Below are 20,480 nucleotides of genomic sequence, written 5' to 3'. Positions count from 1 at the left end.
AGGAGGATACCCATGAGAACATCTTTCGCACTGGTGCTGGCGGCGCTTGCGTTGTCCCTTCCCCTTGCGGCCAAGGGGGAAACAAAGGATACCTCCAGGGAGAAGGATCTCTGTCTCCTTTCCCAGGAAAACTGCGGGCCGCGGCAGGATACTTTCCAGGAAAGGATCCGGAGGCTCAAGGCGGAAATTGCCAAGGGGACGAACGTCTACACGGAGAAGGAACTCCAGCGGCTGAATGCCATGCTAAAAGAGTACGAATTCCTGTACGACAGGCTCATGTTCGGGCCTTCGTCCCATTGAGGGAGGATAGGCGGAATGGCGAAGGATAAATCACCTGTTACGCCGGCAATCCGCGTTCTGCGTGCCTCCGGGATTACCTTCACCGATCACCTCTACACCTATGAGGAAAAGGGAGGGACTGCCGTTTCTGCCCGGGAACTGGGGGTTAACGAGCATTGCGTGATCAAGACCCTCATCATGGAAGACGATACCCGGCAGCCGTTCGTTGTGCTGATGCATGGCGACCGTCAGGTTTCCACCCGTGAACTGGCCCGGCAGATGGGTGCCAGGAGCGTTACCCCCTGCACGCCGGAAACTGCCCAGAAGCATACCGGTTACCTGGTGGGGGGGCCTCCCCCTTCGGGACCCGGCGCTCAATGCCCGTGTATCTAGAGGAGACGATCCTCGATCTTTCCGCAATATACCTGAACGGAGGCAAGCGTGGGTATCTGGTCGGTATAGACCCCCGGGAGCTCGTAAGGCTCTTGAAGCCTGTCCTGGTACGGGTTGCTATTTAGAGGAGGATTCCGGTGACAAGGGATGAGAGGTTCGAAACGGCCGCAGCCGCGATCAGGAAAGCCCGTGCCCTGGTCATAACCGCGGGGGCCGGCATGGGTGTGGATTCGGGGCTCCCCGATTTCCGCGGCGACCGGGGATTCTGGAACGCCTACCCCATGTACGAACGGCTGGGACTGAGCTTTGTGGATGCGGCGAACCCGGAGCATTTCGAGCGCGATCCGGCTTTCGGCTGGGGCTTTTACGGCCACCGTACCAATCTCTACCGGGAAACCGCCCCCCATGCCGGCTTCCATATCCTGCGGGGGTGGGTCGACCGGTTCGGCCTCGACTACTTCGTCGTCACCTCCAATGTGGACGGCCAGTTCCAGAAGGCGGGGTTTGCCGAGGACCGGGTACTGGAGGTACACGGCTCCATTCATCATCTCCAGTGCTGTCGCCCCTGTTCCGAGGCGATCTGGGACAACAAGGAGAGCATTTCCGTGGATTTCTCTACCATGCGTGCCGGCCGGATCCCCGCCTGCATTCACTGCGGTGGCGTCGCCCGCCCCAATATCCTTATGTTCGGTGACTGGAGCTGGCTTTCCGAACGGACCCGGCAGCAGGAGCGGCACTTCGACGAGTTCATCACCGACAACCGGGAGGTACCGCTGGCGGTCGTCGAACTGGGGGCAGGCACTGCCATCCCCACCATCCGCAGCCTCAGCGAGCGGCTTGGTTCCCAGTACGGGGGGGAGGTCATCCGGATCAATCCCCGGGAGGCCCAGATTTCGCCCCCGTTCATCTCCCTTTCCTGCGGCGCCCTTGAAGGGCTGCAGGGTATCGAATCGGTGCTGACGTCATGACGGTCATCATCCGGCGCAGGGAGAGGGTGGAAATGCCACCGGCGGAAGAGCTGCAGTTTTTTGCCACCACCGGCAAGGGGGTGGAGGAGGTGCTGGCGCGCGAGCTGGTGATGCTCGGCATGGGAAACGTCAGCCAGGAAACCGGAGGCGTTCGTTTCCAGGGGGATATGGCCGCCTGCTACCGGGCCAATCTCTGGCTCCGGACCGCCAATCGCGTTCTGCTCCCTTTGGTCGAGTTTGCCTGTCAGAACCCGCAGGAGCTCTACGACGGGGTGCGGACCATCGTCTGGGAGCGGTGGCTGACGCCGGAACTTACCCTGGCGGTGGACTGCAACCTGCGGGATTCGGCCATGACCCACTCCGGCTTCGTGGCCCTCAAGACCAAGGATGCCATCGTCGACCGGCTTCGCGACCATTTCGGTCGCCGTCCCAGCGTGGACACGAAGGATCCGGACCTGCGGGTCAATGTCCACCTGGTGAAGAACCGCTGTACCCTGAGCCTCGACACGTCGGGTTCGCCGCTCGACCGGCGCGGTTACCGCCTGGCGCGGACCGAAGCACCACTCCGTGAAACCCTGGCGGCAGCCCTGCTGGAGCTGACCGGGTGGGACGGCACGGTTCCCCTCGTGGACCCCATGTGTGGCTCCGGCACCATTCCCATCGAGGCAGCACTCAAGGCGGGCCGGCGGGCGCCGGGTCTTCTGCGGCAGTTCGGTTTCCAGCGCTGGCCGGCCTTTGACCGGACTCTCTGGCAGCGGCTGCTGGATGAGGCCCGGGAAGAGGCCCTTGCCACGCTGCCGGCACCGATCATCGGGTCCGACATGTCGGCCCGTGCCGTAGCCACAGCCCGGGAGAACTGCGAGCGGGCCGGGGTTGACTGCCTGATCCAGCTGGCTCAGCGGGAACTGGCGGACTTCACCCCGCCGCCGGGACCGGGCATCCTCATCGTCAATCCTCCCTACGGGCAGCGTCTGGGGGAGGAGGAAGCGCTCAAACCACTTTACCGGCAGCTCGGCGACGTCATGAAACAGCGCTGCAAAGGGTACACCGCCTATGTTTTCACCGGGAGCTCGGAACTTGCCAAGTGCGTGGGACTCAAGGCCACACGGCGGATCGTTCTGTTCAACGGCCCCCTGGAATGCCGCCTCCTCAAGTATGATCTGTACTGATGGGAATGGCTTAAAAAAAACTTGACACGCACGACCCAATGCCATATTGTTAACTTTCGCTTTGCGGGCCTATAGCTCAGTTGGCTAGAGCTACCGGCTCATAACCGGTCGGTCCCAGGTTCGAGTCCTGGTGGGCCCACCACCTAAATTCAGGATGATGTGGGGATGCCCATAAAGCGCCTACGCAGAAGAAAAAATACCCGCAAGGGAAAGAAAAGAGAGTGCACACCGTAAGGTTGCACTCTTTTTCTTTGGATCGCGATGAATATTCCAAAAGTTTCGGATGTTGTTGGAATCATTAATAAAATTGCCCCTTTTGCGACTGCGGAAGAGTGGGACAATGTCGGCCTCCAGGTGGGTGACCCCGCTGCCCCGGCGGAGCGGATCATGGTATCCCTCGATCCGTGCCGGGAGGCGATAGACGCCGCGATCCGGCAGCAGTGCCAGCTGCTTCTCACCCATCACCCCTTCATCTTCAAACCCCTCAAGCGCATCGCCCTCAACGATCCCCTCGGTAGCCTCATTTCCCACACGATCAAGAACGACCTGGCGGTGGTTTCCCTCCACACCAACCTGGACATTGCCGCCGGTGGGGTCAACGACCTGCTGGCACAGCGCCTGGGACTTGGCAACTGCCAGCCGCTCAAGGTTACCGGTGTGGAAGAGCTGGTGAAGCTTGCGGTTTTCGTTCCCCAGGGGCACGAGGAAAGGGTGCTGGATGCCCTGTCCCGGTTCAGCGGTGTCATCGGCAATTACCGGGACTGCTCGTTCCAGGCGCCGGGAACCGGTACTTTCCGCCCACTGGAAGGGGCCAGGCCATTCATCGGCGAGATAGGGAGGAGGGAACGGGTGGAAGAGGTCAGGCTGGAGGTGCTTTTGCGCAGGGGGGACCTGGCGGCTGCCCTCAATGCGCTCATGAAAGCGCATCCTTATGAAGAACCCGCATACGACCTTTATCCGCTCCTCAACAAGGGTGAATCCCGGGGCCTCGGGCGGATTGGCGAGCTCCCGTCGCCCCTTTCGCTTCGGGAGTTTGCTCTGACCGTCAAGGAGCGACTGGCGGCGGACGGCATCCGGATGGTCGGGGCAGCTGATCGTGCGGTGAAGAAAGTTGCGGTCTGTGGCGGCAGTGGCGCGTTTCTGCTGCGGGAGGCCCATTTTCGTGGGGCTGATCTCCTCGTTACCGGTGATGTGAAGTATCATGAGGCGAGGGAGGCGGAAGACCTGGGTATAGCCCTTCTGGATGCCGGCCATTTTGCCACCGAGCGTCTCATGGTTGGGGGGGTAAGGGAGTTGCTGGAGACGGAACTGGAGAAAAAAGGGTTTGCAGCCACGTTAACGGCTTACGAAGGGGAGAGGGAACCGTTCAGCTTTGTCTGAAAGGACCTCTCCCTTTTTGGTACGTTCATATTATAACAAGGGAAAGGGGAGACGGATTTTGCGAAAGAATTTACAACAGCTTGGTGAACTGCAGAGGATCGATCTGAAGCTTGACGGTCTGCAGGGGGAAAAACAGGCGATGCTGGCCGAGATAGCTGCACTGGAGGAGAAGGTCTCCGGGGCGCAGGGAGCGATTGCCGCCAGGAACGAGGAGCTCGCCGCACTGGAGGCAGAGCGGGTCGCGCTGGATGAGAACCTTGCAACGGAAACCGAGAACATCACCCGTTCCGAGGCACGGCTGAAGGAGATCAAGACCCAGAAGGAGTATCAGGCCGTATCCAAGGAGATCAGCACTGCCAAAAAGCTCACGACCGAACTGGAAGAGCAGATTCTGCAGAAGGGTGCCCAGGCCGAGGAGCTGCAAAAGGAAATTTCAGCCCAGCAGGAGAACCTCCAGGCGCTCGAGCAGAACATTGCTGCCCAGAAGGGTGAGGTTGAGGAGCGGATTGCCGGGCTGGAGTCGGGGATAGTGAAGGATGTGGCCACCCGTGAGGAGATCGTGAAGGGACTTCCTGCAACGGTCATCCGCCGCTACACCATGCTGCGCGAGCAGCGGCGGGGGGTGGCGGTAGTGGAGGCAAAAGACGGCTCCTGCCTCGGCTGCAACATGAACCTTCCTCCCCAGCTTTATAACACGCTGTTCCGTGGCGACGAGCTCATTACCTGTCCCCACTGCCAGCGTATGCTGGTGTTGTCTCCGGAAATCGCCAACGGGTAGTTTCACGTCTGACTTTGGCACAGTAAAAAGCTCCAGATGCAAGGCGCGCGAAGCCTGAGGAATGAGGCGTACCGATAGGTACGTCGCAGTGACGAAGGATTTGTGCAACGCCGCAGATGGACTTTTGACGAAGCCAAATGGTTTGGCCGAAGTAGACCAGATGGCCGCTGCCTGTACAGGGAGAGGAAAGTCCGGGCTCCAAAGGGCATGGTGCTGGATAACGTCCAGCGGGGGTGACCCCAGGGAAAGTGCCACAGAGAGAAGTCCGCCCGTTTCGACGGGTAAGGGTGAAAGGGTGAGGTAAGAGCTCACCGGGTCCGGCGGTGACGTCGGATGCCAGGTAAACCCCACCAGGAGCAAGGCCTAATAGGGAAGCGTCAAGGGCGGCCCGTCCGTGCTTCCGGGTTGGCTGCTTGAGGCCGTCGGCAACGGCGGCCCTAGAGGAATGGTCATCGCCCGGTGCCGGGTAACCGGCACCGGGAACAGAACCCGGCTTATGGGCTGCTTCGGCCAATTGATTCTGCGGTAACGACGGGGCGCTTCCGGGCGCCCCGCGCTATTTGGAGCGTATGTGATCGACGAGGAACTCTGGCGTACCGGAATTGCTGCGCTGGCGAGGGAATATGGGGCGCTGTCTCCCACGCTGCGGGAGCGGGTCGTGGACTTGGCGGCGCAGGTCAGGGAGGCCAAACAGGCGATCCACGACTGCGTGGCCACCGTCAACGCCTGCGGCATCTGCGCCGACTGCGGTGGAGAGTGCTGCGCCCGGGGGAAGAACCACGTCACCGTCATCGACCTCCTGGTCTACCAGGTGGAAGGGAGAGAACTGGTCTCTCCCCGCTTTGACCATGACCTCTGTCCCTATCTGGGGGAGAATGGCTGCCAGATGGCCCCTTCTTACCGCCCCTTTACCTGTATCATCTTCAACTGTGACCGGGTGGAAGGTCTCATGGCTCCGGCGGAGAAGGACCGGTTCTACAAGGCCGAACACCGGCTCCGCGCGGTGTACGGCGAATTCGAGAAACTGTTCGGCAAGCGGTTCATGGCCGGGCTGCTCATCACCTGCGAGCGGGATCTGGTACGGCAGGGGGCCACGCTTCTCGGCATGGGAAGCAGCGGAACAAAGGAGAACTGATGGCGACTGTCAACGATCTGGTCCTGGTTCATATCGACAACAAGCCGGGCTTCTACGCCCGCATCGAGGATATCGTTCCGGACGTGAAGCCTGGATGGTGGCAGGTTCGTCTGCTGGTGCTCACCATGCCGTTGCAGGTTTTTACCTGGATACTGGACGAAAGCCAGGTGAACGGAGCTCCTTACACCATGGGGGGGACGCCGGTCCGCCTCGAAAAAGTGGTGGTGCCTGTGGCGCCGGGAAAGGATGCGTCGCCGGCTCCTCCGGGCCCTGCTGTTGTGGACAGGGCGCCGAAAAAGGATGGCGGTGCCAAGGTGGTGTCACTGGTGGAGCGGAAGAAGAAAGATTGAGGCAGTTTGTGTTGTTGATGCGACAATTCATGTGACCCGGTGCTGGATGATTGCATTGCGCCCCCTTAAACGTACCCCTTATGTTGAATAAAGCCGTCTAATTTTGCTGCGTTTTCCCACCCCATTTTCCGGCGTTTCCATGACCTCCCTCCGCTCAGGTAACTCCTTAAAAAGACGTCGAAAAAATCTTTTTCTTTAGACGAATTTTACCTTGACATCTCCCTTGTTGCTTTGTATAGTTTGGCCACGTGGTGGTAAATTGTGGTAAATTGTGGCAAGAAGTGCCGGGAGAGCCATGTTTAAGGGGATGTTCGAGGCGACCATCGATGCCAAGGGGCGGACGAGTCTGCCGGCAAAGTTCCGGGAGGTACTGGTCGATGTCTACGGTGACGAGAGGTTTGTCATCACCAACTCATCTCCCGTGGATCTTGGTGGCGGCGCATTCAGCAACGGCCTGCTCATCTTCCCCCACAAGAAGTGGCTCGAGTTCGAGGATAATTTCCGGAATACCAAAGGGCTCACTTCCGCGCAGCGCAACAGCATCATGCGGACCATCATCTCTCCCGCCGAGGAGTGTGTAGCCGACAAGCTCGGCCGGTTGCTGGTTCCCTCCCATTTGCGAAAAAGCGCCGCCCTTGAGCGGGAAATCCTCTTCGTCGGTGTCATGGACAAGATCGAGGTCTGGAGCCAGGCGGAGCGGGAGAAAGTCCGCATTCAGGATATGAAGAATTTCCCTTCCGATTCCGAGACCGTGGCCGAGCTGGGACTCTAGGTGGATGGCTTCGAACATATTTCGGTCATGCCTGCAGAGGCACTTAGCTACCTGAACCCCCGTCCCGGCGGAATTTATGTGGATGGTACCCTGGGGGGGGCGGGCCATGCCGGGCAAATCCTGGAAGCTTCCTCTCCGGACGGTATCCTGCTAGGGTTTGATCGGGATCAGGCGGCACTCAAGGTCGCTGCCGAGCGTCTGGCAAAATTTGGCGACCGGCTCCATCTGGTCAACCGCAACTTCTCCGACATGGCAACTGCCCTCGCCGAGCGCGGGATAACTGGCATCGACGGACTGCTCCTCGACCTGGGGGTTTCCTCCCATCAGCTCGATACGGCGGAGCGGGGGTTCAGCTTCCAGCAGGACGCTCCCTTGGACATGCGGATGGATGTAACAGGGGGCGAGACTGCCGCCGACCTGGTGAACGGTCTGCCGGAGCGGGAGCTGGAACGGATCATCAGGGAGTACGGGGAGGAACGGTGGGCACGGCGGATCGCCAAATTTATCGTCGCTGCCCGCGCCGCCGCTCCCATCGAAACGACCCTGCAACTGGTTGACATCATCAAGGGGGCGATTCCTAGGGCCAAGTGGGAGGAGCGTCTTCATCCTGCCACCCGGACGTTTCAGGCCCTCAGGATTGCCGTTAACGAAGAACTGGCCAGTCTCGAACAGGGGCTTGCCGCCGGCCTGCAGCTGCTGAACCCTGGAGGGCGTTGTGTGGTGATTTCGTTCCATTCCCTGGAAGACCGGATCGTCAAGCAGGGTTTTCGCCGTCTGGCCCAAGGGTGTATCTGCCCGAAAAACCTTCCCCTCTGTGCCTGCGGCCATGTTCCGCAGCTGCGTATCCTGACCACCAAGCCGGTGATGGCCGGCGAGGTGGAAGTCGCACATAATCCCCGAGCCCGCAGCGCAAGACTCCGGGCAGCGGAAAAACGGTAACAGGCATCCAGGAGAGTCTCATGTCGAATGCACGAGCAGCGTACAGCAAGGTAGCGGCTCCCCGTAAACTGGAGGCGGTGTACGCCCATCGCTGGGACCTTTTCCCCTACCTCATGGTGGTGATGGTGCTCCTTACCCTGGTTGCCATCTTTCATGTCTGGTCACGGGTGAAGGTGATCGACCTCAACCTGCAGCTTGCCGAGTCAAGCCGCACCCTGAAGGACCAGCAGCAGGAGCAGAACCGGCTCACGCTGGAAGTCGCTTCCCTGAAAAACCCAGCGCGGGTCGAGGTGCTGGCCAAGGGTGAACTGGGTATGGCACTGCCAACGGAACAGCAGGTGGTGGTCGTCAAATGATGGATCGCCGGGAGAAATGGACAAAGGTCCGGATCAGGCTCATCGGGAGCCTGTTTGTCGGTGCCTTTGCCATCGTCTCGGCGCGGGCGGTCTATCTGCAGGTGGTCAGGAAAGACCAGCTCCTGAAGCTTGCGGAGAGGCAGCACCAGAAAATTGTCCAGCTCACTCCCGGCAGGGGCGATATCTATGACCGCAATAATGCCCCCCTGGCGGTTTCGGTGGAGATGGATTCCTGCTTTGCCGAACCGCGCAACATCGAGGATATCCCTGCCGCCGCAGCCCAATTGGCTCCCATTCTCGGGGTCAGCCGCGACGAACTGGTCAGGAAGATGCGGGGAAGCAAGAATTTTACCTGGCTGCAGCGTCAGGTTACGCCGGAAACCGCCCAGAAGGTCCGCGACCTGGAGATCGAGGGGATCGGTTTCGTCAAGGAGAGCAAGCGTTTTTATCCCAACGCGGAGATTGCCGCCCACGTCATCGGTTTCACCGGTCTTGATCCCGCCGGGCTCGAGGGGGTCGAGCTGAGATACAATTCCACCATCCTTGGCAATACGGGGTATCTCGTGACCGAGCGGGATGCCCTGGGGCGTGATGTGGCGCTCAAGGGGATGGTCGTGAAAAAGGCATCCAAGGGGCAGAACGTTACCCTGACCCTTGACAAGAACATCCAGTATCTTGCGGAAAAGGAGTTGACCAAAGCGGTTTTGGAAAGCCGTGCCAAGGCGGGGATCGCCCTGGTGATGGAGCCGCAGACCGGCAAGATACTGGCAATGGCCAACTACCCCAATTTCAATCCGAACTCTTACGCTAAATTCGGGCCGCAGCAGCTGCGGAACCGGTCCGTTGCCGACAGCTTCGAGCCGGGATCGACGTTCAAGGTTTTCCTCGTTGCAGCGGCTCTGCAAGAGAAAGTCATATCCGCCCGTGACGGATTCAACTGTGAAAACGGAAGTTACAACATCGGCGGGCGAACCATCCACGATACCCATCGCTACGGATGGCTCAGTGTTGCCGACGTGCTCAAATACTCGAGTAACATCGGCGCGGCCAAAATCGGGACACGGCTCGGCCCTGAGCGACTCTACAACTACCTGAGGAGTTTCGGCTTCGGTGAGCGGAGCGGGCTTGACCTGCCCGGCGAGGCGAGCGGGTATCTGCGGGGGCGCACCCAGTGGTTCGGGGTGGACCTTGCAACCATATCCTTCGGCCAGGGGGTTTCGGCCAACGCCGTGCAGATTGCAGCGGCCATTTCGGCAATCGCCAATGGCGGTGTCCTTATGAAGCCGTATGTCGTGGAAAAGATCACCGACGATAGCGGCACGGTGCTGCAGGAAATGACACCCCAGGTACGCCAACGGGTCGTGTCGCCGGAAGTGGCCCGTACGGTCGCCAAAATGATGGAAGGCGTCACCATGACCGGGGGGACCGGGACAAACGCGGCGGTGGACGGATACGGCGTTGCGGGCAAGACCGGGACCGCCCAGAAAGTCGACCCGGTTACCCGTGGCTATTCCATCGACAAACGGACCGCCTCATTTGCCGGTTTTGTCCCGGTCGACAATCCACGACTTACCATCCTGGTCGTTATCGACGAGCCCAAAACCAGTCCCTACGGCGGAGTGGTGGCGGCTCCGGCATTCCAGGCCATCGCGCAACAATCCCTCTGCTATCTGCGGGTTCCGCCGGAGAGGGCGCTGAAGAATCGGCCGGAACAGATCGAAGTGAAGAAGCCGGACGTAGGGGAACAGCAGGTGGCGGCCGAAGGGACCATAGAAGAGGCGGGAGAAGGTGTTGTCATGCCCAATTTTCACGGGATGAGCATGCGTCAGGTAATGCAGACCATGGAAAAGCGCGGCTTGAACGTGAAGCTTATAGGGAGCGGCAGGGCCGCCGAACAGAACCCCCCTGCCGGGCGCCGGGTCGGACCGAGTGAACCGGTCTGGATAAAATTCGCCCCGGCGGCCTGAGGAGTTGCAGATGCTGAAAAACCATACCAACGGTTACCGAAAGAGGCCACATGCTGCTGAGTGAACTGCTCACATCGACCACACCGCTCGCAACGGGCGGCACCGTGGCCCTGGAGATCCAGGGGCTGTACTATGATTCCCGTCAGGTAAAGCCCGGGGGTCTCTTTTTCGCGTTAAGGGGGGTAGCCTCTGACGGCCATCGCTTTATCGATACCGCCCTGCAGGCGGGTGCGGTAGCCGTGGTGCTGGAAGACGAGGCGTTTGCACCGGCTACGGCAGCTTGGATCAAAGTGGCCGATGCCCGGCTCGCCATGACCAGAATGGCTGCCATCTTTTACGGCAATCCGACCGATACCGTTCCCCTTGTCGGCATCACCGGGACCAATGGCAAAACCACCACCACCTACCTGGTGGAGGCGATCCTCGCCGAGGCAGGCCTTCCCGCCGCCGTGCTCGGCACCATCAGCTACCGGTTCCGGGAGAGGATTATCCCTTCCTCCCACACGACACCCGAATCGGTGGACCTGCAGCGGATTCTCCGGGAAGTGGCGGATATGGGGGCAGGGAGCATGGTGATGGAGGTCTCGTCCCATGCCCTTGAGCAGCACAGAGTTGATGGCTGCCGGTTCGACGTGGGGGTTTTCACCAACCTTACCCGGGATCATCTCGATTACCACCATGACATGGAATCATACCTGGCGAGCAAACAGCGGCTCTTTGCCGAGCTGCTCGTTCCCGACCAAGTGAAACCGAGACGGCGGGCGGTTATCAATCTCGATGATACTTACGGCAGCCAGGTGGCTGCAGTGACGGCTTGTCCCGTCATCGGCTACGGGCTTGGTCCCGCAGCCCAGGTGACGGCCAGGGAAATCAGCTTTTCCGTTGACGGCATCAGCGGCATGCTCGTAACCCCGGCAGGGGAACTGCCGTTCCGTTCCGCCCTGCTCGGTCGTTTCAATCTCTACAATATCCTGGCGGCAGCTGGTGCCGGGGTGGCGCTCGATATCCCCCTTGCGGCCATCCGGGAAGGCATCGAACGGCATGCCAGCGTTCCGGGGAGACTGGAGCGGGTTGCCAACGGCCGGGGCGTCGCCCTGCTCGTGGATTACGCCCATACGGGTGACGCCTTGGAAAACGTACTCCGGACAGTGACAGAATTGGCTGAGGGTCGGATCATAACGGTTTTCGGTTGCGGCGGCGACCGGGACCGGGGGAAACGGCCGGTTATGGGGGAGATCGCCGGGCGGTACAGCGACCTTGCCATCGTCACCTCAGATAATCCACGTACCGAAGACCCGGCCAGCATTCTTGCCCAGGTCCGCCAGGGTATCCTTCCTCTCGGCCTGCGGGAATACGCACCGTCTGAACTGGCGGAGGGAATCAAGGATAAGGGCTTCTGTACCATCGAGAACCGCCGCGACGCCATCAGGCTTGCGGTCCGGCTTGCACGCCCCCGCGATATCGTCCTTCTGGCGGGCAAGGGGCACGAGGATTACCAGATCATCGGCACGGAAAAACACCACTTCGACGACCGGGAAGAGGCGGCGCGCGCCTTTGCCGAGATGGAGAGCTAGGGGATGTTCACGGTCGAGGAAATAGCCCGGGCGACGGTCGGCACCATCAGCGGCCAGACCGTGGACGGGGTCAAGGGTATTTCCACCGATTCACGGACGGTGACGGCCGGTGAGCTGTTCATACCCCTGCGCGGAGAGCGGTTTGACGGCCACGACTATATAGGTGCGGCGGCCGAGCGGGGGTGCAGGGTACTGCTTGCTGAAAAGAGCTGGCTGGCCGAAAACCAGCCGCCGGCAGGTGTCTGTTGCATCGCCGTAGATGACACTCTGCGTGCCCTCGGAGATCTGGCCGCTTTCCACCGGCGACGGTTCACACTGCCGCTGTTCGGCGTAACCGGCAGCAACGGCAAGACCACCACCAAAGAGATGCTGGCAGCCATCCTCTCTCTTGCCGGCGAAGGGCTCAAGACGAGCGGAAACCTGAACAACCTGATCGGCCTTCCCCAGATGCTCCTGCAACTGACTCCCGCTCACCGCTGGGGGGTGCTGGAGATGGGGATGAGCGAGCCGGGAGAGATCGCGCGGTTGACGGAGATCACGGCGCCCCAAGTGGGGGTGATCACCAATGCCTTTCCTGCACATCTGGAAAGCATGGGGAGCGTCGATGCGGTGGCTCGCGCCAAGGGTGAGCTGTTCATGGGCCTTACCGAAGGGGCAGTTGCCGTCTACAACGCAGATGATACCCGTATAGCGGCGCTGCCGGTGCCCGCCGGGGTAAAGCGGCTGTCCTTCGGGCTGCACGGGGCAGATGTAAGTGCCGTCCAGATCGAGGGGCGTGGACGGCGCGGGCAGCACTTCGTCCTCCAGCTTCCCGCCGCTTCCGTGACGGTCACACTGCACGCTTACGGGCGACACAACATCTACAACGCCCTTGCTGCGGCGGCTGCGGCCGTTGCCCTGGGTATCGGCCCTGAAGTGATCCGTAAGGGGCTCGAGACCTTCACCCCGTACGACAAACGTTTCAAAGTGGAAGAGGTGGACGGCGTCGTTCTCATCGATGACAGTTACAATGCCAATCCTGCGTCCATGGCCGCGGCTCTCGTGACCCTGCGGGAGCTGAAGGAAGAGGGACGCGCCGTGGCGGTGCTCGGCGATATGCTGGAGCTCGGGACGGATACCGGCCAGTCTCATCAGGATGTTGGGCGTCTGGCGGCCGGCTGCGTCGACCGGCTCTACCTGGTGGGAGGGATGGCTGAGGTTGTGGCATCGGGAGCCGTGGCGGCAGGCCTGGCGGAGGAGCAGATTATCGTGGTTCCCACCCAGGACAAGCTCATTGCCGATCTCGCACGGGGAACGCTTGCCGGTGATGTCATACTGGTCAAAGGTTCGCGCGGCATGCGCATGGAACGGGTAGCCGACGCCATCCGGAGCGGCTTCGACACCGCCGGCAGGAAGGGGACGACCTGATGCTGTACCATCTGCTCTATCCACTGGCCTCCAGTGTCAAGCTGTTCAACGTGTTCAAATACCTCACCTTCCGGACCATCTATGCCATGATCACCGCCCTCATCGTCTGCTTCATCATCGGGCCCTGGATCATCCGGAAGCTTGAATCGCTGCAGGCACGCCAGGTAATCCGGACCGACGGTCCCGAGTCCCACCTCAAGAAGGCGGGGACCCCCACCATGGGAGGGGTGCTCATCCTGACGGCAATCATCGTCCCCACCCTGCTCTGGGCCGACCTGCGCAACGTTTTCGTCTGGCTGACCCTGCTGGTCATCGTCGGGTACGGCCTGATCGGTTTCGTGGACGACTACAAGAAGGTGGTGGAAAAGGACCCGAAGGGGCTGTCCCCGCGCCAGAAGATGTTCTGGCAGGTACTGATCGCCGGCGCCGTGGGAATAATCCTCTACACCCTTCCCGGATTCTCCAGCGAGGTATATTTCCCGTTCTTCAAACGGCTCCATCCCGACCTGGGGATAGCGTACATTGCGTTCGCCACTCTCGTCATCGTCGGGGCGAGCAATGCGGTCAACCTGACCGACGGACTGGACGGCCTGGCCATCGGACCGGTAGCGCTCAATGCCGGCACCTACATGCTCTTCTGCTACATCGCCGGCAACGCCCGGCTTTCCAGCTACCTACAGATACCGTATGTCGCGGGAAGCGGGGAACTGGCGGTGCTGTGCGGAGCGATGGTCGGGGCCGGGCTCGGGTTCCTCTGGTACAACTCCTATCCCGCCGAGGTCTTCATGGGGGATGTGGGGTCCCTGCCGCTGGGTGGCGCCCTGGGGGCTCTGGCGGTGATTACCAAGCAGGAGATACTCCTGGTCATCGTCGGCGGCGTGTTCGTGATCGAGGCACTGTCGGTCATCTTCCAGGTCGGCTCGTACAAATACCGCGGCAAGCGCATTTTCAGGATGGCACCGATCCACCACCACTTCGAACTGAAAGGTGTGGCGGAGCCGAAGATCATCGTCCGGTTCTGGATCATTACCATCATATTGGCCCTGGTTGCCATATCCACGCTCAAGATGCGGTAATCCAGAGAAAACGAACATGGCTATGGAACTGAAAAATAAAAAAATTCTCGTTGTCGGACTGGCCCGCACCGGCGTAGCGGTAGCCCGCTTCCTTGTGAAACAGGGGGCGCAGGTGACCATCACTGACATGAAGGGTGAGGCAGATCTTGCTTCCTGGCTTGACAAGCTTGCGGGCCTGCCGGTGACGCTGGAACTGGGTGGCCATGACGAGGAGCGTTTCCGCACCGCCGACCTGATCGTGGTGAGCCCGGGGGTCCCCCTGGATATCAAGCCGCTCCTTGCGGCCCGCGCAGCGGGGCGGATGATCGTGAGCGAGGTGGAACTGGCGAGCCGGTTCATAACCGCTCCCGTCGCGGCCATTACCGGCACCAACGGCAAGACCACCACCACGACCCTGACGGGGGAGATTTTCAAGGCGGCCGGATTTGCAACCTTTGTCGGCGGCAACATCGGCAATCCGCTCATCGAGGCGGTGGAACCTGCCTCCCCTGAGACGAAGGCGGTTGCGTACGAACGGGTGGTGGTGGAACTTTCCTCTTTCCAGTTGGAGGGAATCGAGCGGTTCCGTCCCCGGGTGGCGGTGCTCCTCAATATCACCGAGGACCACCTGGACCGCTACGCGACGTTCCAGGAGTACATCGACGCCAAGCTCCGGATATTCATGAACCAGACCGCCGAGGACTTCGCGGTGCTCAATGTGGACGACCCGCTGGTGGCCGCATCTGCCGACCGCCTGGCGGCGCGGGTGGTGCCGACCAGCCAGCGGCAGGAACTTTCCGAAGGGCTCTTCCTCCGGAACGGCGTCATCACCTTCCGCTGGGAAGGGCGGGAAGAGCACTTTACCACTGCCGGCTATCATCTGCAGGGGGTCCACAACATCGAGAACATCATGGCTGCACTGGCGACGGCGCTCCTCATGGGATGCGATGCCGCAACCTGCCAGGCGGCCGTCTCCGCCTTCCGCGGTCTTCCTCACCGGATGGAGCTGGTCCGGACGGTGAACGGCGTCCCCTGGTACGAGGACAGCAAGGCGACCAACGTGGGGAGCGTGGAGAAAGCGCTGGCCAGTTTCGATAACATCACCCTGATTGCCGGAGGGAAGGACAAGGGGGGCTCCTACGCGCCGCTGGCGGAACTCGTCGAATCCCGGGTCCGGCACATGGTGCTGATCGGCGAGGCCAGGGAGCGGATTGCCCGGGAACTGGGGCACCTCACCGACACGCACATGGCGGCCTCTCTCGAAGAGGCGGTGCAGACAGCGGCTGCTCTCACGGAACGGGGAGGCATCGTCCTCTTTTCACCCGCCTGCTCCAGCTTCGACATGTTCCGCGATTACGAAGAGAGGGCCGAGCGCTACAAGTCGCTGGTGCGTGCCCTGGAGGAGAAACCGTGTTGAAGCAGATGGAGCGCTACGACCTGGTGATCCTGCTGATGGCGGTGGCCCTCACCTGCTTCGGCGTGGTCATGGTCTATTCCGCTTCGTCGGTCATGGCGGCAAAGAAATATCACGATGGTTTCTTTTTCCTCAAGCGGCAGGGAGCCTATGCCGTACTCGGATTCGGCCTGATGGCCTTTGCCATGACCATGGATTACGAAAAATGGCGTCGCTGGGCGGTGCCGGGACTGCTGGGATGCCTGGTGCTGCTGGTGCTTGTCTTCGTGCCGGGGATCGGCGGGACCGCCAAGGGAGCGTCGCGCTGGATCCGGCTCCCCGGCTTCAACTTCCAGCCATCGGAACTGGCCAAGATCGCCCTCATCGTCTACATGGCCTATTCACTGGACAAGCGGCAGGAGAAGGTCAAGTTCTTTGCCGCCGGTTTCCTCCCCTACATGGTCCTCCTGGCCGGCCTGCTGCTTCTGCTCCTCAAGCAGCATGACCTGGGGGCGGCGCTGACCCTCGGCATGGTGGCGGTCGTCATGCTTTTCGCCGCAGGGACACGTCCCCGCTACATACTCGGCATGGTGGTGCTGGCGCTGCCGTTCCTCTACTTCCTCGTCATGAACGTAGACTACCGGCGCCGCCGGATACTGGCCTACCTCAACCCCTGGGAGGATCCGACCGACAGCGGATTCCAGATCATCCAGTCGTGGCTCGCCTTCGGCAACGGCGGCATACTGGGGCAGGGGCTCGGCGAGGGTAAGCAGAAGCTTTTCTATCTCCCCGAGGCCCATACCGACTTCATCCTGTCGGTTGTGGGGGAGGAGCTGGGGCTCATCGGTGTGCTCATCATCGCCGCCATGTTCCTGCTCCTCGTCAGTCGGGGGATGCGGGTCGCTCTCCAGACCGACAACAATTTCGGCCGCTACCTGGCATTCGGCATCGTAACCCTGCTGGGAATCGAGGCATTCGTCAACATGGGGGTGGTTACCGGCCTTCTTCCGACCAAGGGGCTGGCGCTGCCGTTCCTGAGTTACGGAGGCAGCTCGCTGGTGGTAACCCTGTTTGCGGTGGGGATACTCCTCAACGTGTCATCGCGGATGCGGGGGACGCCATGAAACTGGTCATTGCCGGCGGCGGAACCGGCGGGCACCTGTTCCCCGGCATAGCGGTGGCGGAGGAATTCCTGGCGCGGGACGCTTCGAACGAGGTCCTGTTCGTCGGCACCGAGCGGGGAATCGAGGCGCGGGTGCTCCCCCGGCTCGGCTACCGGCTCGAACTGATCTCCGCTGCAGGGGTCAGGGGGAAGAGCGGCATTGCCCAGATGGTCGGCCTTGCCAAGTTCATGCACGGATATTCCCAGTCGCGGCAACTGCTCAAGAGCTATCGTCCCGACCTGGTGCTCGGTGTCGGCGGTTACGCTTCAGCCCCCATGGTTCTGGCGGCGCGGGGGATGCAGGTTCGCCGGTTCATCCATGAGCAGAACGCCATCCCGGGGATGACCAACAAAATCCTGTCCCGGGTTGCGGAAAAGACCTTCATCTCCCTGGAAGAGGCGCGAAAATTCTTTCCCGAGGGGAAGACGCTCCTGACCGGCAACCCCTTGCGCCGCCAGATCCTGGATGAGGTGGTGGCAGAGCGGCCAGCAGCAGCGGATGGACGGTTCAGCCTGCTGGTGTTCGGGGGGAGCCAGGGGGCCCGCAGCATCAACCGGGCGCTCGTCGCGGCCCTCCCCCACCTGGATGCACTCCGTGAGCGGTTGGCCATAACCCACCAGACCGGTGAGAGCGACCTGGCAGAGGTGCGGGAAGGGTATGAAAAGGCGGGGTTTCCCGCCGAGGTGGTTCCGTTCATCGACAACATGTCGGATGCCTATCACCGGGCGGACCTGGTCGTCTGCCGGGCCGGGGCTACCACCATCGCCGAGGTGACAGCCTGCGGCAAGGCATGCCTCTTCATACCGTTTCCCCATGCCACGGACGACCACCAGCGCAGGAATGCCGAGGCGCTGCTCAAGGAAGGGGCCTGTTTCATGCTGCTGGAGCATGAGCTCACCGGGGAACGGCTGGCCCAGGAGATCATCGGGCTGGTCGGGAACCGGGAGAAACTGGCTGAAACGGGCAGAAACGCCCGCAATCTGGCCAGGCTCGATGCGGCAAAGGTCATCGTGGATGAGATGCTGAAATACAGGGACTAGGCTCCGGGCGACAGGCGCCAGGGAAAACTCAAACCCAGTGCCTCGTGCCCATAGCCCATAGCCCAGAGGGGTTCCATGTACGGCAAAATAGAGAAAATCCACTTCGTCGGTATCGGCGGCATCGGCATGAGCGGCATCGCCGAGGTGCTTCTCAACCTGGGGTACAAGGTGTCCGGTTCGGATCTGCGGAAGTCGGAGATTACCGACCGGCTTGCCTCCCTCGGGGGAGAGATATTCACCGGCCATGCCCGGGAGAACGTGGCCAGCGTGGACGTGGTGGTCATCTCCAGCGCGGTTCATGACGACAATCCCGAGGTGATCGAGGCGCGGGAGCGGCTCATACCGGTCATACCCCGGGCGGAGATGCTTGCGGAGCTGATGCGGATGAAGTACGGCATCGCCATCGCCGGCACCCACGGCAAGACCACCACCACCTCCATGGTCTCTACCGTCCTCGGTTTCGCCGGCATCGACCCGACCATCGTCATCGGCGGCCGGCTCGATTCCATCGGGAGCAACGCCAAGCTGGGGCAGGGGAAGTTCCTGGTGGCCGAGGCGGACGAGTCGGACGGCTCGTTCCTGAAGCTCTCTCCCACCATCGCCGTGGTGACCAACATCGATGCCGATCATCTGGACTTCTACAGCGGCATCGGGGAGATCAAGGATACCTTCGTCGAGTTCATCAACAAGGTTCCCTTCTACGGCCTGGCGGTGCTCTGTCTCGACAGTCCCAACGTGGCGGATATCATCCCCCGGGTGAAGAAGCGCTTCACCACCTACGGACTTTCCAGCCAGGCCGATTTCCGGGCCAGCGACATCCAGCTGGCGGGAAACAGCACCTCCTTCGTCGCCCACTACCGGGGGGAACGGCTGGGGGAGATTTCCTTCAAGATGCCCGGCGCCCACAACGTGCTCAACGCCCTGGCCTGCATCGCCGTGGCCATGGAGCTCAACGTCCCCTTCGAGACCATCCGGGAAGGTTTCCGGGATTTCGGGGGGGTGGGGCGCCGCTTCCAGATCAAGGGGGAGGGCAAGGGGATCATGGTGGTGGACGATTACGGCCATCATCCCACCGAGATCCGTGCCACGCTCGCCGCGGCCAAGGGGGGGTGGGGGGACCGGCGCCTCGTGGTTGCCTTCCAGCCCCACCGCTACACCCGGACCAAGGAGCTGTTCGACGACTTCGTCAAGGCGTTTTACGATGCGGACGTGCTGGTGCTGACCGATATCTACCCGGCCGGCGAGCAGCCGATCCCGGGGGCCACCTCGGCGGAGCTGGTCGCCAGCATCAGGAAGCATGGCCAGAAGGACGTCACCTATATCGCCGACCGGGAAGAGCTGTGCGACCACCTGCTGCAGATCCTGAAGCCGGGAGACCTCTGCCTCACCCTTGGCGCCGGCAATCTCTGGCAGGTGGGGGAAAAGCTCCTCACGCGGCTGCAGGAAGATCTTTGACAAGCGGGCTGGCGACCCTCCTGCGGGAGAGGCTGCGCGGCCAGGTACTCGAAAGGGAGCCACTGTCCCGGCATACCTCCCTGAAAGTGGGGGGGGCGGCCGACATCTTTGCCGTTCCGGATGACCGGGACGACCTGCAGGTGCTGATGACGCTCCTTGCCGGGCAGACGACCCCCTACCTGGTCATCGGCGGCGGCTACAACCTGCTGGTGCGGGACGGCGGCTTCCGCGGTGCGGTCATCTCCCTGGCCCGGCTGATGGCCCTGGAACAGCTCCCCGGCAATCGGGCCGACGTGGAGGCGGGGGTGACCAACCGGCAGCTGGTAAACTTCTGCCGGGAACGGGGACTGTCCGGGGCGGAGTTTCTCGCCGGCATCCCGGGGAGCATGGGCGGCGCCCTTGCCATGAACGCCGGTGCCCATGGTGGGGCGATCCTGGAGCTGGTGGTGAGCCTCACCACCCTCAGGGAGGGGACGGTCGTCACGACGGAACGGAGCGAACTCCGTTACGGATACCGCCACCTGGAACTGGCGTCCGGCGAGATCATCCTCGGAGCGCGGCTGCAACTGGCCACCGGCGACCCGGCGGCACTTGCAGAGCGGATCGACAGCTACCTGGCCCATCGCCGCCAGCATCAGAACGTCGGCCATCCCAACGCGGGGTCGTTCTTCAAGAATCCCACCGGCGAGCAGGCGTGGCGCCTTATCGACCGGGCAGGCCTGCGGGGATACCGGGTGGGGGGAGCGCAGGTCTCCGAAGTCCACACCAATTTCCTCGTCAACGCCGGCGGGGCGACCGCCGCCGATTTTCTCGAACTGGCGCGGGTCATCAAGGAGCGGGTCAAGGAACAGTGCGGGGTCGAGCTGGAAGAGGAAGTGCGGATCGTCGGGGAAGATGGGGAGTAGTG

19 protein-coding genes, 1 tRNA gene, 1 other RNA gene and 1 pseudogene are annotated in these 20,480 nt (G+C 61.7%); all 22 read left to right on the top strand.

What is annotated here, in order from left to right:
• Positions 1-12 precede the first annotated feature (12 nt).
• On the top strand, positions 13-300 hold the full coding sequence (locus KI810_RS09700; protein ID WP_214175331.1) for a hypothetical protein: 288 nt from the start codon (positions 13-15) through the stop codon (positions 298-300).
• Positions 301-315: 15 nt separating this feature from the next.
• A pseudogene (gene ybaK, locus KI810_RS09695) lies at positions 316-797 on the top strand (Cys-tRNA(Pro) deacylase).
• Between the two features lie 12 nt (positions 798-809).
• Positions 810-1,640: an SIR2 family NAD-dependent protein deacylase gene (locus tag KI810_RS09690; protein ID WP_343213487.1), complete on the top strand. Its 831-nt coding sequence runs from the start codon at positions 810-812 to the stop codon at positions 1,638-1,640.
• Positions 1,637-2,809, top strand: a complete 1,173-nt coding sequence (locus KI810_RS09685) for a THUMP domain-containing class I SAM-dependent RNA methyltransferase (RefSeq protein WP_214175330.1) — start codon at positions 1,637-1,639, stop codon at positions 2,807-2,809. Before KI810_RS09690 ends, KI810_RS09685 begins: the two co-directional genes overlap by 4 nt.
• A 65-nt stretch (positions 2,810-2,874) precedes the next feature.
• Positions 2,875-2,951, top strand: a tRNA-Ile gene (locus KI810_RS09680).
• A 119-nt stretch (positions 2,952-3,070) separates the two neighbouring features.
• Positions 3,071-4,189 carry a Nif3-like dinuclear metal center hexameric protein gene (locus KI810_RS09675; protein WP_214175329.1) on the top strand — a complete coding sequence of 373 codons (1,119 nt, stop codon included), beginning with the start codon at positions 3,071-3,073 and terminating at the stop codon, positions 4,187-4,189.
• Between the two features lie 58 nt (positions 4,190-4,247).
• On the top strand, positions 4,248-4,967 hold the full coding sequence (locus tag KI810_RS09670) for a zinc ribbon domain-containing protein (RefSeq protein WP_214175328.1): 720 nt from the start codon (positions 4,248-4,250) through the stop codon (positions 4,965-4,967).
• Between the two features lie 148 nt (positions 4,968-5,115).
• Positions 5,116-5,479, top strand: an RNA gene (gene rnpB, locus KI810_RS09665) — RNase P RNA component class A.
• A gap of 59 nt (positions 5,480-5,538) precedes the next feature.
• Positions 5,539-6,102 carry a hypothetical protein gene (locus KI810_RS09660; protein WP_214175327.1) on the top strand — a complete coding sequence of 188 codons (564 nt, stop codon included), beginning with the start codon at positions 5,539-5,541 and terminating at the stop codon, positions 6,100-6,102.
• Entirely contained in the window at positions 6,102-6,452 is a 351-nt protein-coding gene (locus tag KI810_RS09655) for a hypothetical protein (protein WP_214175326.1), read from the top strand. Before KI810_RS09660 ends, KI810_RS09655 begins: the two co-directional genes overlap by 1 nt.
• Positions 6,453-6,747: 295 nt before the next feature.
• On the top strand, positions 6,748-7,224 hold the full coding sequence (gene mraZ / locus KI810_RS09650; RefSeq protein WP_214175325.1) for a division/cell wall cluster transcriptional repressor MraZ: 477 nt from the start codon (positions 6,748-6,750) through the stop codon (positions 7,222-7,224).
• The gene (gene rsmH, locus KI810_RS09645) at positions 7,225-8,163 is read left to right on the top strand and encodes a 16S rRNA (cytosine(1402)-N(4))-methyltransferase RsmH (protein ID WP_214175324.1); all 939 of its coding nucleotides are present in this window, start codon (positions 7,225-7,227) and stop codon (positions 8,161-8,163) included.
• 20 nt (positions 8,164-8,183) lie between these two features.
• Positions 8,184-8,519 carry a cell division protein FtsL gene (ftsL, locus tag KI810_RS09640; protein WP_214175323.1) on the top strand — a complete coding sequence of 112 codons (336 nt, stop codon included), beginning with the start codon at positions 8,184-8,186 and terminating at the stop codon, positions 8,517-8,519.
• Complete coding sequence (locus KI810_RS09635; RefSeq protein ID WP_214175322.1) at positions 8,516-10,486, top strand: penicillin-binding protein; 1,971 nt, start codon at positions 8,516-8,518, stop codon at positions 10,484-10,486. The genes ftsL and KI810_RS09635 overlap by 4 nt, the downstream gene beginning before the upstream one ends.
• Positions 10,487-10,536: 50 nt before the next feature.
• Positions 10,537-12,060, top strand: a complete 1,524-nt coding sequence (locus KI810_RS09630; protein ID WP_214175321.1) for a UDP-N-acetylmuramoyl-L-alanyl-D-glutamate--2,6-diaminopimelate ligase — start codon at positions 10,537-10,539, stop codon at positions 12,058-12,060.
• A gap of 3 nt (positions 12,061-12,063) precedes the next feature.
• A complete protein-coding gene (locus tag KI810_RS09625; protein WP_214175320.1) occupies positions 12,064-13,467 on the top strand; it encodes a UDP-N-acetylmuramoyl-tripeptide--D-alanyl-D-alanine ligase in 1,404 nt (467 codons plus the stop codon).
• Positions 13,467-14,543: a phospho-N-acetylmuramoyl-pentapeptide-transferase gene (mraY, locus tag KI810_RS09620; RefSeq protein ID WP_214175319.1), complete on the top strand. Its 1,077-nt coding sequence runs from the start codon at positions 13,467-13,469 to the stop codon at positions 14,541-14,543. The genes KI810_RS09625 and mraY overlap by 1 nt, the downstream gene beginning before the upstream one ends.
• Positions 14,544-14,565: 22 nt before the next feature.
• Positions 14,566-15,939, top strand: a complete 1,374-nt coding sequence (murD, locus tag KI810_RS09615; RefSeq protein ID WP_214175491.1) for a UDP-N-acetylmuramoyl-L-alanine--D-glutamate ligase — start codon at positions 14,566-14,568, stop codon at positions 15,937-15,939.
• A 5-nt stretch (positions 15,940-15,944) separates the two neighbouring features.
• Positions 15,945-17,039, top strand: coding sequence for a putative lipid II flippase FtsW (ftsW, locus tag KI810_RS09610; protein WP_214175490.1), 1,095 nt, complete (start codon positions 15,945-15,947; stop codon positions 17,037-17,039).
• Positions 17,036-18,118, top strand: coding sequence for an undecaprenyldiphospho-muramoylpentapeptide beta-N-acetylglucosaminyltransferase (murG, locus tag KI810_RS09605; RefSeq protein WP_214175318.1), 1,083 nt, complete (start codon positions 17,036-17,038; stop codon positions 18,116-18,118). The genes ftsW and murG overlap by 4 nt, the downstream gene beginning before the upstream one ends.
• 75 nt (positions 18,119-18,193) lie before the next feature.
• Positions 18,194-19,573 carry a UDP-N-acetylmuramate--L-alanine ligase gene (murC, locus tag KI810_RS09600; protein ID WP_214175317.1) on the top strand — a complete coding sequence of 460 codons (1,380 nt, stop codon included), beginning with the start codon at positions 18,194-18,196 and terminating at the stop codon, positions 19,571-19,573.
• Entirely contained in the window at positions 19,570-20,478 is a 909-nt protein-coding gene (murB, locus tag KI810_RS09595) for a UDP-N-acetylmuramate dehydrogenase (protein ID WP_214175316.1), read from the top strand. Before murC ends, murB begins: the two co-directional genes overlap by 4 nt.
• Positions 20,479-20,480 lie beyond the last annotated feature (2 nt).

The organism is Geomobilimonas luticola (assembly GCF_018476905.1).
Taxonomy (GTDB): Bacteria; Desulfobacterota; Desulfuromonadia; order Geobacterales; family Geobacteraceae; genus Geomobilimonas; species Geomobilimonas luticola.
Note: the sequence above shows the minus strand (reverse complement) of the source record. Positions and strands in the feature narration are given on the sequence as shown.